The 12638-nt window shown below is 34.3% G+C and carries 10 protein-coding genes, 1 pseudogene and 3 CRISPR repeat arrays; of the genes and pseudogenes, 5 read left to right on the forward strand and 6 right to left on the reverse strand.

Features of this window, described 5'->3' with window-relative positions:
- Window positions 1–401 precede the first annotated feature (401 nt).
- From allC to allD, 5 genes are all read left to right on the forward strand, one after another.
- Window positions 402–1628, forward strand: a complete 1227-nt coding sequence (gene allC / locus H3S88_RS12585) for an allantoate deiminase (RefSeq protein WP_198229087.1) — start codon at window positions 402–404, stop codon at window positions 1626–1628.
- A gap of 12 nt (window positions 1629–1640) precedes the next feature.
- Window positions 1641–2900 (forward strand): MFS transporter, encoded by a 1260-nt coding sequence (locus tag H3S88_RS12590; protein WP_198229086.1) that lies wholly within the window; start codon window positions 1641–1643, stop codon window positions 2898–2900.
- A 158-nt stretch (window positions 2901–3058) separates the two neighbouring features.
- Window positions 3059–3838: a (S)-ureidoglycine aminohydrolase gene (allE, locus tag H3S88_RS12595; RefSeq protein ID WP_198229085.1), complete on the forward strand. Its 780-nt coding sequence runs from the start codon at window positions 3059–3061 to the stop codon at window positions 3836–3838.
- Between the two features lie 41 nt (window positions 3839–3879).
- On the forward strand, window positions 3880–4803 hold the full coding sequence (locus H3S88_RS12600) for a carbamate kinase (RefSeq protein ID WP_198229084.1): 924 nt from the start codon (window positions 3880–3882) through the stop codon (window positions 4801–4803).
- Between the two features lie 33 nt (window positions 4804–4836).
- Entirely contained in the window at window positions 4837–5886 is a 1050-nt protein-coding gene (gene allD, locus H3S88_RS12605; RefSeq protein ID WP_198229083.1) for an ureidoglycolate dehydrogenase, read from the forward strand.
- Between the two features lie 55 nt (window positions 5887–5941).
- Window positions 5942–6336: a CRISPR direct-repeat array (repeat unit 29 nt; unit sequence CGGTTTATCCCTGTGTATACAGGGAACAC).
- A gap of 524 nt (window positions 6337–6860) precedes the next feature.
- On the opposite strand, the gene H3S88_RS12610 is transcribed toward allD, so the two are convergent.
- From H3S88_RS12610 to H3S88_RS12630, 6 genes and pseudogenes are all read right to left on the reverse strand, one after another.
- Complete coding sequence (locus H3S88_RS12610) at window positions 6861–7460, reverse strand: hypothetical protein (protein WP_198229082.1); 600 nt, start codon at window positions 7458–7460, stop codon at window positions 6861–6863.
- Window positions 7461–7976: 516 nt separating this feature from the next.
- Window positions 7977–8189: direct repeats of the CRISPR family, unit length 29 nt; unit sequence CGGTTTATCCCTGTGTATACAGGGAACAC.
- A 601-nt stretch (window positions 8190–8790) separates the two neighbouring features.
- Window positions 8791–9126, reverse strand: coding sequence for a hypothetical protein (locus H3S88_RS12615; protein ID WP_198229081.1), 336 nt, complete (start codon window positions 9124–9126; stop codon window positions 8791–8793).
- Entirely contained in the window at window positions 9111–9899 is a 789-nt protein-coding gene (locus H3S88_RS12620; protein WP_198231976.1) for a hypothetical protein, read from the reverse strand. Before H3S88_RS12620 ends, H3S88_RS12615 begins: the two co-directional genes overlap by 16 nt.
- A gap of 5 nt (window positions 9900–9904) precedes the next feature.
- Window positions 9905–10501, reverse strand: a complete 597-nt coding sequence (locus H3S88_RS12625) for a PAAR domain-containing protein (protein ID WP_198229079.1) — start codon at window positions 10499–10501, stop codon at window positions 9905–9907.
- 326 nt (window positions 10502–10827) lie between these two features.
- A pseudogene (locus H3S88_RS13615) lies at window positions 10828–11010 on the reverse strand (hypothetical protein); the annotation flags it as partial.
- Between the two features lie 15 nt (window positions 11011–11025).
- Window positions 11026–11422: a CRISPR direct-repeat array (repeat unit 29 nt; unit sequence CGGTTTATCCCTGTGTATACAGGGAACAC).
- Window positions 11423–11892: 470 nt separating this feature from the next.
- Complete coding sequence (locus H3S88_RS12630) at window positions 11893–12246, reverse strand: hypothetical protein (protein ID WP_065590133.1); 354 nt, start codon at window positions 12244–12246, stop codon at window positions 11893–11895.
- Window positions 12247–12638 lie beyond the last annotated feature (392 nt).

Consider the following 12638-nt stretch of genomic DNA (forward strand, 5'->3'; position numbering starts at 1 on the left):
TGCCTCTCAATTTAGTAATTATTTATTTTTAAATATGCAATAAATCTAAATGATAGATATCGATTACAAATGGTATTTACTATAAATCGATAAATCGTTATACCTTTATCTATCAAATTTAAAATCACACGCTATTTATATATTACGAAAAAAACTGGGAATAAATAGGTTAGATGTCACAATTCAATGACTTATTATCAGAAAAAATTTACATAAAAATCATAATGATACTTGATTATTAAAAATTTTTTTATAATAGTAACTTATTAATTTAATTAAATTTTATAAAACTAAAAAAGAGTGTTTGATCACATTATTATTTGCTATTAATAGTATGTTACTTAGCAAACATAACCAGAATAATTCTTAAGAATAGAAAGATTAAAAACAGGTAGATGCTTATGAAAATCTTATATGATGATGTGGCAAACGCAGTGGAATGGATATCAAGTTTTGGGGGACTAGAACAAGGTGGAACCACACGTTTACTTTATACGCCTCAATGGCTGGCAGCACAAAATGCATTGAAAGAACGCATGACCAATATCGGTATGCAAAGCTATTTTGATGATGTTGGCAATTTATATGGTCGCTTTGAAGGTAGTAAATATAAAGATCAGATCATTATGTCAGGTTCGCATGTTGATACAGTTGTCAATGGTGGAAAGTTAGATGGGCAACTCGGTATTATTGCCGCCTTACTTGCCATGCAATACCTAAAAGAAAACTATGGTCAACCTCTTCGTACATTTGAGATTATCTCAATGGCTGAAGAAGAAGGCAGCCGTTTTCCATATGTATTTTGGGGCAGTAAAAATGTTTTTGCGATTGCAAACAAAAAAGATGTTGAAAATATCACTGATGTGGAAGGCGTCAGATTTGTTGATGCCATGCAAGCCTGCGGATTTCAATTCAGTACTCAACCTGCACGCAGCGATATCAAAGCTTTTCTAGAAATTCATATAGAGCAAGGCGGCGTACTTGAAAAAGAACAAAAAAGCATTGGAGTTGTGACCAGTATTGTCGGTCAGCGCCGTTATAACATCAGACTGATTGGAGAAGCCAACCATGCAGGCACGACTCCAATGGGATACCGTAAAGATGCGGTGTATGCCTTTAGTCGTATATGTCATGAATCCATTAATAAAGCACTAAAAATAGGTGATCCACTCGTGCTTACTTTTGGTCATGTTGAACCAAAACCCAATGTGGTTAACGTTGTACCAGGTGAAGTGCTATTTACCATGGATTGTCGCCATACCAATAAATCCGAATTAATTGGATTTACTGAAGAAATCGAAGCCGATATGGTGCGTATTGCCAAAGAGCTAGGGCTTGAAATTGAAATCAATCGCTGGATGGATGAAGATCCCATTCCAATGAATGACAAACTAATTCATATGTTAGAAGACATTTGCAAAGAAGAAAAGCTCAGCTACCGTGTAATGCACAGCGGTGCAGGTCATGATTCGCAAATTTTTGCGCCACGAGTACCTACCGCTATGCTGTTTGTACCAAGTATCAAAGGTATTAGCCACAATACCGCAGAAGATACCAAAACAGAGGATTTAGTCGAAGGTATCAGAGCGTTAACCTATGCCCTTTATAAATTAGCTTACCAAGAGTAATAAGGAGCTGACATGACAACTGTTAATACAACAGCCAAAACAGGTGGTATCCAATACTGGCACAAAATCGTAGTATTATTATGTCTTGGTTGGACAGTAATGTGGATATATCGTCCTGTTCTAACTGCTATTTTTCCAGAAGTTCAACAAACTATAGGTCCACAATCCAATACCGAGTTAGGTTTAATTGCTAGTTGCTATTTTTTTGCTTATATCGCTATGCAAATCCCAGCAGGGATGTTAGTTGATAAGTTTGGTAAAAAAGCAGTGGTGATTCCTGGTTTCTTATTATTTACCATCGCAGCTTTAATCATTGGTAATGCACATTCTATTATGATGATTTATGTTGGTAGTTTATTAGCAGGCTTAGGTTGTGGCTCTTATTATGGTTCAGCTTGGTCACTTTCAGCCGAAAATATCCCATCTGAACATCGTGGCTTCGCTTCAGCTATTATCAATACTGGTTCAGCATTAGGGATGGGCATAAGTTTACTGGCAACCAGCTTTTTAGTTAAATCATGGGGTATGCCATGGGAATATATGCTCTATATTATTGCTGCGCTGTTACTTTGTTTAGTTGCAGGCTTTGCTATTATCATCAAAGAACAACCAAAACTTAAACAAGCAGTTCAAAATGACACAACGAATAACCAAACGACAACATCGCCAATTAAATCTGACCAAAAACATAGTTTCTTTAGTATTGAAATGATTGCCTCTTACATTATGTATTTTGCAACATGTTATGGCTACTACATGATTGTCAGTTGGTTACCAAACTTTTTAGAAACTGAACGCGGCTTTACGGGAGGCAGTATTGGCTCAGCATCATCATTGGTCGCTTTTGCAGCTATTCCGGGAGCATTAATCATCAGTAAAATATCCGATAAATTTAGAAGTAAACGTCTATTGTTTATTATCGTATTAGAACTGATTGCTGCTGGAACCTTATTTATTACCGTACAATCTGCAACCATCACTTTTTTACTTGCGGGATTAATCTTTTATGGGTTATTTGGCAAACTGACTGTCGAACCAATATTGATTTCACATGTTGCCGAAACCGCACCAAAAACCAATTATGGTACCTCCTTTGGTGTCTTTAATTTCTTTGGCATGAGTTCGTCAGTGATTGCACCACCGCTAACGGGTTATTTAGCCGATCTTACTGGCACTAAAATCACTGGTTTTTACGTCGCCATAGTTATATTGATCGTTGCTACGCTGATCTTCACGCTGATTAACTCGAAAAAAAAGGCTAACAACCAATAAACACCATTACCGGTCAGATGCCTATGACCGGTTAAACCAATATAAAAAATGACTGCTTTTTACAAGTTGGGATTGCTATTACCTAAATAACGATAAACAGATAGTTTAATAACCAAAAAGTTACGTAAAAACAGCATTATGTTACAAGGAGAATAAAAATGGGGTATATCAATAATAATACTGGTTATCCAAAAGATCTGCTTGCATCCAGAGCCATTATTAAACGCCATAACTACGCATTGATACAGCCAGATGGGTTAGTCAAAAATATCATTCCAGGTTTTGAAAACTGTGATATCACAATTCTATCCACACCCAAATTAGGGGCATCATTTGTCGATTATCTTATTACTATGCATCAAGATGGTAAAAATTTACAAGGTTTTGGCGGTAAAGAGATAGAAGTATTTGTCTATGTGATCAGTGGCGAAGTAACGGCAAAAACTGACGATCAAGTCTTTAGTCTAAAAACGGGTGGTTATGTTTATTGTCCAGCAGGAATTAAATTGTATTTGCAAAATGACACTGTTTTATCTCGATTATTTTTGTATAAACGTCGTTATATACCGCTCTCTGGTTATCAAGCACGTATAGTAAGCAATCATGTCGAAAAACTAGATTGTATCTGTTATGAAGATATGGATAACGTCTTTGTGCAAGATCTCCTGCCTAAAGAGCTTGGTTTTGACATGAACTTTCATATATTAACTTTCAAACCTGGTGCGAGCCATGGTTATATTGAAACCCATGTCCAAGAACATGGCGCGTATTTGCTTAGTGGCGAAGGCATGTATTTGCTTGATAATGAGTGGATACCTGTCAAAAAAGATGATTATATTTTTATGGGCGCTTATGCACTGCAAGCTTGTTATTCGGTTGGTAAAGAACCATTGAGCTATATCTATTCTAAAGATTGCCATCGAGATATAGAAATATAAACAAAATACAAGACACTAAAAATCATTATCAAGGAAACAAAATGGAACTTATTGTCATTGCGTTAGGTGGTAATGCCATTGCCAAACGCAATCAACCTTTAACCGTCGATAATCAATATGAAAATATTGATGCAACAACAAAAATTATTGCTAAACTTGCGGGTAAATACCGCTTAGTTGTCGTACATGGTAATGGACCACAAGTAGGATTATTGGCTTTGCAAAATCAAGCTTATTCTCAAGTACCAGCCTATCCCCTAGATATTTTAGTTGCCCAAACCCAAGGCATGCTAGGTTATATGATTGGGCGCAGTTTGCAACAACACAACAATATTAATAAAGTTGTGACGGTATTAACACAAGTCGAAGTGGATGAGCATGATCCCTCGTTTAGTCAACCAACTAAATTTATCGGGCCTGTTTATCAATCCGATCAACAGCAACAATTACAAGCACAATATGGTTGGACATTTAAAAGAGATGGTCAATATATTCGCCGAGTGGTTCCATCACCAAAACCAAAAACAATACTCGAAATTGACACCATACAACAACTGCTGACCGATGATGCCATTGTGATATGTAACGGTGGTGGTGGTATACCAGTAATTAAAGATGTGAATGGTTACAAAGGTGTTGAAGCAGTGATCGATAAAGATCACTCAGCTGCAATACTTGCAATTCAGCTTAAAGCCGATCATCTGATGATCTTAACAGATGCCGATGCCGTTTATGAAAACTGGGGCACACCTGATCAAACCGCATTACGCCATGTCACCCCTGAACGACTAAAACCGTTAGCAGTTGACGATGGTGCAATGGGTCCAAAAGTAAAATCTGTAATTGAATTTGTCGAAAAGACGGGAAACAGAGCTTACATCGGTACATTAACCGATATTGAAGCGTTATTAGATACCACTAAAGGCACCATTGTCAGCCCATCAAATCAACAAAGTAATGAGTGAATAGACATATCTGGAAAAGATAGGAGTTTTAATATGAGAGTTGATAGACAAACCTTACATCATTTAATCGCCAAAAAATTACATAAAGCGGGTTTAACAAGCGAACACGCGGATATTGCTGCTGATGCCCTAACTTTTGCTGATGCTCGTGGCATCCATTCGCATGGCGCGGTGCGCGTTGAATATTATGCTGAACGTATTGCCAAAGGTGGAATGACACATAACCCTAATGTCACGTACCAAGAGACAGGCCCAGCCAGTGGCATATTAGATTTTGACAATGGGTGTGGTTTAGTGGCCGCTAAAGTAGGCATGGATAAAGCGATTGCTATGGCGAAAAAAAATGGTATTGCAGTGGTAGGTATTCGTCGTATGTCACACAGTGGTTCACTTTGTTATTTTACCGAAATGGCCGCTGAACAAAATTTAATTGCGGTATCGATGTGCCAATCCGATCCAATGGCGGTACCTTATGGTGGCGCAGAAGAATTTTTTGGTATGAACCCTATCGCCTTTGCTGCACCAACAGCCGATAATCGTCTTGTTTCGTTTGATATGGCTACCACAGTACAAGCTTGGGGGAAAATATTGTATGCCAAATCCAAAGGTGTGCCAATTCCACCGACTTGGGCAGTTGACGAACAAGGTGAACCAACAACCGATCCACACAAAGTCAACGCTCTATTACCAATAGCGGATGCCAAGGGTTATGGGCTAATGATGATGGTGGATGTGTTGTCAGGCATTTTATTAGGTGTACCATTTGGCAAAAACGTCTCATCCATGTATGCCGACTTGTCTAAAGGACGCGATCTTGGACATTTGCATATTGTTATCAATCCCGATTATTTTATCGGTCTTGAAACGTTCAAAAAGAACATGTCAGCCATGCTAGATCAACTAAAACACGTTAAACCCGCCAAAGGTAATAGTGAAGTCTTTTTTCCTGGTGAACGAGGCAAAAAACGTGAAGCGGATTACTTAAAAAATGGGATAGAAATTGTAGATGAAATTTACAACTACTTAATAAGTGATGCTATCCATTACAATCGATATGATCACAAAAATAAGTTTGCAGAATAAAAATCCCCCTGAGTAGGCATGAGATATGAAGATTGACCGGCCAGAACTTTCTTAATAAAGAATCCCTGTATAAACAGGGAACAGAGGATAGGATTAGTACAGAATCAATTCCATTACGGTTTATCCCTGTGTATACAGGGAACACCCTACCTCGCTTCAAATTCTCCATTTTCTCGGCGGTTTATCCCTGTGTATACAGGGAACACTCACCTGATGTCGCGGTGTTTTTTGCCAGTAGCGGTTTATCCCTGTGTATACAGGGAACACCATTAATTCTAGATAATGCTGTAGAGGGGCGCCGGTTTATCCCTGTGTATACAGGGAACACCATAAATACGACTGTGTTTGCTTTTCTCAGCACGGTTTATCCCTGTGTATACAGGGAACACATTTTCGAATTTTTTTGCCTCATCTATTTGAGCGGTTTATCCCTGTGTATACAGGGAACACTCCAATTATAACATACTGTTTTATAATTAAAATATTGACCACCAAATTTCTACCGATTTTTTTGGCTATTTTTTATCAAAATCTGTATTTATAACACTATGTTTTTATTTAATTAATTAAAATTGATGGAAATTAAAATTCGATTCTACAGAATTCTACCAATAAATTCATATTTTTCATGCAATTAAATAAATGATAAACAATGAAATATAGAATTGCGATTATTTGAATAGCAAAAAAATGCTATGTAATATTGACGCATCCCCCGATTTATCCCTGTGTGTAGGGAACATCAGACATGTGACGATGGGGGAATAACATGGCGCGGTTTATCCCTGTGAATACAGGGAATACAAAAAACCGTATATTATTATAGATAAGTGATAAATTAATGCATATGCCAATAACCTTAATTAGGTTAATTTACAAATAAAGCTGTTTTATCTATATGTATAAGAAATACTTTTCTAGACTAATCTAACCTAGAAATTAGTCTTTTTGCACTTGAGCTCTTTCGGACTTTTTTATGGATTAGGCATGGTAAATTGTTTGGCTTCTTCTTTAATGTTATCCGTAACTGTGTCAAGAATCTCACTCATATCATCTGGGTTATCTTCAAATTTTTTTTCATCTAATTGGTTAGGATTTTTAATATCAAATTCTTTAAAACTCAGGTAAATCGCTTCAAAAAAATCTTTTGGAACGTCCCCGTCTTTTAGTTGGCTTATATTATTCATTGTCATTTCAACAAACTTCTGAAAATAACTGTCAGTAGCCACACAATCCTTTAACACAGGAAATTTAACATTATCTTTTGTACCTAAACAGATCAGATCTAATTCACTTCCCTTTCTGATATTCGCAGCATCATCTTTATTTTTTAACTCAATAGAAACCAATTCAGATTGATTATCACCATTTGCAACAATATACGGATTACCATTTAAATCCGTTTTTACTTCTGAGGCTTGTGTTATAATATTAACCAGTTGTTTATCGTATGTTTTTTCGTATTTAGTCAAATCATTACTGAATTCTTTGCTAAGATCAGTTACAGTTACAATTGGTATTTTTTCACCAATAATTGATTCACCGCTGGTTCTAAAAAACAGCAATATCTTCATTTATAAGCAACTCAGTAAATTTTTTTGCATTCTCATTAGCAAAAGAGTTGAAACCGATCAAAGTTAATATTGAAATAGCAATTAAATTTTTCATTCTTTACTTCCATTTATTATTGAATAATAACAGATGATAAAATAATTAAATTCTTTTACACATTAGATCTTATTTTTGATAATAGTATTTTATTCATATGAGTTGAGCAATAAAAAAACGCCGAAACAGTTAGGTGAATTAATTATTATCCACTTTTAAAAAAAGATTTTCCTAAATTAATTTATTGAAAGTTAGGATGATATTCATGTACTAAACAATTTTTGTAAGCACTATTGAGCATAATCAGTAAAATAACTAGGTATTTATGAGTTTAGTTGCTTCTCCATACTGATAATTGAAAATTCATTTATATTATAATTTTATCACATAATACTTTAAACAAACTATTATCAATCAACACTATATCGTATAAATAATATCTAAAATCCATTCTTATAAAGATAATAACTTCTAATTTAATATGATTTATCCCTGTGTATACAGGGAACACATTACTCGCACCCTGTCCGCTCCGCTCGAAACCGGTTTATCCCTGTGTATACAGGGAACACTGCTGCACGGGCGAGATTATCGCTGCTATCGTCCGGTTTATCCCTGTGTATACAGGGAACACATTAAAATCGGTATGGCGGACGAAATTAGTAACGGTTTATCCCTGTGTATACAGGGAACACTCCAATTATAACATACTGTTTTATAATTAAAATATTGACTGCTAAATTTCTACCGATTTTTTTGGCTATTTTTTATCAAAATCTTTATTTATAACACTATGTTTTTATTTAATTAATTAAAATTGATGGAAATTAAAATTTGATTCTACGGAATTCTACCAATAAATTTATATTTTTCATGTAGTTAAAAAACAGTAATTTTTATTGAGATGTTTTTAATACTTTACTGTTATCAAAATAACTCTACTTTTTAAGTTGTTTGCTGATTTAGCTTGGTTATAAAATTTTCACAAATTAATCTCAAGTACTCGTTTTTTGTAAGTGCGTTTCTGTAATTTTGCGTAATCCAATATATTTTTTTAATGAAAATAATTTTATAAGCGTTGTTTTTTGTGATCTATTACTTAATATTAGAAATAAACGTTTATTTCAGCTCAACATGGTATTTTGTTTATAACCATAGAGTTAAAATAAATTATTTATTGATTTTTATACTGAAACGTATAGGTAACCTGAAACTTTTTGACAAAGTTTTGTCCCTGTGTTTATAGAAAACTCATATTATCAATTTGATTCAAATAAGATTTTAAAACGGTAATAATCATAATAAGCTTTTTAATTTTTGCCATTCATCCTTAAATTCAAACTTAAAATAGACAGCAAAAATATGCATTTTGATTTTATTAATAAAACGATTTTCATGTTTTTTGATGTTATTAACCGCATGAATTATAGAAGTTGAATCAAAAGCCATACAATAAGAAGTGATAACATTATAATGACAAATAGGAGCAATATAATTAAATAAAACATACTCAACATGCTTTATAGGGAATTGTCTAGCTACTGAGGCAATGTTTTCATAGTTAATATTACTTGCCGCGAAAAGATCTGAAAGAGCTACATAAAGATCTTCTTCATCTAATGTATGTTCCACCTAGTAAACTCCTCTATTTCATCATCAAGGCTATCTGCGACTGCTGAACCAATCATTGATCCTCCAATACTGCCAGCTAAAACAACAGCAATAGCACAAATTGGAGCGCCTGGACCACATATTGTTGATGCACCTAACCCTGCCAACCAGCCTCCTGCCACCGCTCCTCCAATTCCCATTCCTTGTTTTATAGTTTCTTTCGGTTTATTTTCAGCATTAATAATCTCATAGGTAGCAAGCGATGCCGTCACTAAAATACCAACTTTACCTATAATTTTTAATCGTTTATTTATTGTTGTAAACTTTGGATAATCACGACCAGAAGATTCAATCAGTTCATAGTACACACGATTTCGTTGTTTAGATGAAAGATTTTTAAAGTTTGATTTAAACTTTTCCTGTGAATATTTTTCTAATAAATCTTCAAATGATTTAGGTTTTAATTTATGTTTTTCAGCTATCGCTAATCCATAAGCTGATGTGTATTTTCTATGCTCTGCCATAATTTGATTTCTCATTTCGTAACAAAATGTAGCAGCCTCTTTCACTGATACTTTCTTCGCGTCAACTAATCCTTTAATTTCTACACTCATTCTTTTTATATTACTTGCATAACTCTCTCTTACTTTTGCATCGTTGATTACATCTTTTGAGAATTTCATTGCAGTATCATTTAGTGCAAACAAAGCATTGTCTAATATTTGATTTGGATCTTCGATTAAATTGTCAGTTTCCGTAGGAAATTGACCACCCACCATAAGTGTAACCACCATAATTATCAACCTATTATTGTTTTTAATAAATTTTCAGTTATGCTTGATATATTATTATCATCCCCTAAATTCTCTAAGCTTTCTATCTCTATTCTTGCACTATCACATTGTGTATCAATAGTTAGTCTTGCTTTATTATTTTGATCAAAAGTTCCTTTTAATAATTGACCATTATTTAAAGTAACAATGAAGTTTAAACCAGAATAATCTCTATTTGAAGCTATTTGAAATCCAATCCAGTTATCAGCTTTTTTTTGGTGGATTTCTTGTTTATTTATAATGGAATTTGATTGAGATGAATTCGATAGACTATTATTAGAGATATTAATATACATCGTACTTTTTAATGCAATGATTCTATGACCACCAACTGGAGTACATTTACACGCAATAATACAACCATCATAAGCAACGGGTTTTCCGTCAATAATAAAATTACTTGCCCCCTCTATGATTCTGCCGGTACTTTTACATTTGGGGCAAGATGCTAAATCACCCAATAAGGCGACACCATCAATACCACAATATCCGTTCCCTGAGGCTGTAATAATCCTACCACCATAATTAGTTGCATCACCCAAAATAGCTACTTGCTTACTCATACTACATCCTCACATTGTCGTTATATCCACTGTGAATATGTATGTAGTTTATACAATATAGTTGTGTTAGTCTGATTTTTTGTGTTAAATAGTGTAAACCAATATTTAGCTATTTGTTGGCGCCTGACTCGTTAATGCCGTGACAGCCTTATATTTACTAATTTTTGACAATATGTCATTGATTTCACTGACATTCCTCGTTTAATTAGGTGTTGCACCAGATATTTTGTAATATTTCTTTAGCGTATTCGCTTTTTGATTAATTATGTAGTTTTAAATTTAAAACTCTGAGAAATTTTGATAGTTTATGCATTAGATGCGAATAATTATTTAAATGCATCGATACGGTAATTTAAAACGTCCAAATATGCCGTCATTATAGATTTTTGCAAAATCAATCTATCGCGTTCGCGCTCATCCGGTACTATTTCCGTAAAACGATCTGAATTGATAAATTCAGTTAATTTCGCTAATTTGCCCGACAATTCGTCGCGCTCGGCAATAACTCGTTGTTGATATGGTTGCGGTTTATCCCTGTGCATACAGGGAACACTTTTTCATTCCCTGCACACCTGATGTAAAAATACGGTTTATCCCTGTGTATACAGGGAACACTGAACATTTCGAACGTCAGCCCACTGATCCAGCGGTTTATCCCTGTGTATACAGGGAACACTCATGAATAGCCGTCGCTACAGCACCATTCGCCTGGTTTATCCCTGTGTATACAGGGAACACAACTTTGACAGTTGCCCCTCACGAGATAACGGCGTTTTATCCCTGTGTATACAGGGAACACGTCCTGCGCATCCTCTAATTTTTTGTCGACATCGGTTTATCCCTGTGTATACAGGGAACACACCAAATGCAATTTCCCCCGAATTCAAAAAGGCGGTTTATCCCTGTGTATACAGGGAACACTCCAATTATAACATACTGTTTTATAATTAAAATATTGACTAACAAATTTCTACCGATTTTTTAGGCTATTTTTTATCAAAATCATTATTTATAACACTATGTTTTTATTTGATTAATTAAAATTGATGGAAATTGAAATTCGATTCTACGGAATTCTACTGATAAATTTATATTTTTCATGTAATTAAAAAAAGTTTAAACAATGAAATATAGAATTGCAATTATTTGAATAGCAAAAATGCTATGTAATATTGACGCATCAAAGATTTATCCCTGTGTGTACAGGGAACATTTGAACTTAATGATACATCATCAGGTATAGTTGCTTCACAATTGATTAAAGCAAGGAAATATTCTGTTGAAAGAAGTATGTATTCGTTGGTTAACTTGGACATTCTCCTAATTAAAAGTTGAATAAAAAAGGATAATATTCCCTTATGGGTAAAAGATAAAAACAAGAAAATTATTTATTAAAATAATTTTCTTGTTTTATTTTGGATCTCATTTTTTTCTAATGAGGCATGAGTTAGTTCTCGTTGTTGCACCAATGCTGGAAGTAAGTCATTGTACTCCTCAATTCGTAGCATTCGAATATCTTTCAATGAAGGTGTAAACCAACTAAACTTTTGTCCCAATTGTTGAACGGCTAAAACACAAGTTACTGCATTAATACTACTATTACCAAAATACACAGATCCTTGCTTCCATTCAAAACCAAGCTTTTTTAACTCATCTCTAACTTCTTTATAAGCATTTGTATATGCACCAGGATAATAGTGCTCTAACCTACTAGTATCGAAGTCAAAAGTAATTGCATAAGACATTGAGTATTCCTCAAAATGTGAATGTGATAGTCTAAAATAACTCAACATCAAACAGATATTACTAACCTGAAAAAAACAGTGAGTTTGTTAGCTATGGGTGTGATCACCTTATTAAAGGAACGTCCCGTTAAAGACGTTTGAGAATTAACGATCATCTTCTCATTGTTTGCTACAAAAGTAGCTGAAACTAGTTTCATTATAATGCAAATGAATCACTAAATTCAATATTAAATCTAAAATCAACAACTAGTTATGCTATGCCCTTTTTATTTTTACCCTTTTCAGCCTTTTAAAGGTAGGGCTATTCCCTGGATAGGCTACACTAATTAGTACCAATTTTATAAGGTCATTGTTATGATAAACCAACAATAAAAAAAGGTAACAATAATGAC

This window comes from Gilliamella sp. B14448G11 (assembly GCF_016101765.1).
Classification (GTDB): domain Bacteria; phylum Pseudomonadota; class Gammaproteobacteria; order Enterobacterales; family Orbaceae; genus Gilliamella; species Gilliamella apicola_N.

Bases quoted from the DNA above. Each gene is read 5' to 3' on its own strand.
- allC (WP_198229087.1), top strand. From the start codon at position 402: ATGAAAATCTTATATGATGATGTGGCAAACGCAGTGGAATGGATATCA.
- H3S88_RS12590 (WP_198229086.1), top strand. From the start codon at position 1,641: ATGACAACTGTTAATACAACAGCCAAAACAGGTGGTATCCAATACTGG.
- allE (WP_198229085.1), top strand. From the start codon at position 3,059: ATGGGGTATATCAATAATAATACTGGTTATCCAAAAGATCTGCTTGCA.
- H3S88_RS12600 (WP_198229084.1), top strand. From the start codon at position 3,880: ATGGAACTTATTGTCATTGCGTTAGGTGGTAATGCCATTGCCAAACGC.
- allD (WP_198229083.1), top strand. From the start codon at position 4,837: ATGAGAGTTGATAGACAAACCTTACATCATTTAATCGCCAAAAAATTA.
- H3S88_RS12610 (WP_198229082.1), bottom strand. From the start codon at position 7,460: ATGAAGATATTGCTGTTTTTTAGAACCAGCGGTGAATCAATTATTGGT.
- H3S88_RS12620 (WP_198231976.1), bottom strand. From the start codon at position 9,899: ATGGTGGTTACACTTATGGTGGGTGGTCAATTTCCTACGGAAACTGAC.
- H3S88_RS12625 (WP_198229079.1), bottom strand. From the start codon at position 10,501: ATGAGTAAGCAAGTAGCTATTTTGGGTGATGCAACTAATTATGGTGGT.
- H3S88_RS12630 (WP_065590133.1), bottom strand. From the start codon at position 12,246: ATGTCTTATGCAATTACTTTTGACTTCGATACTAGTAGGTTAGAGCAC.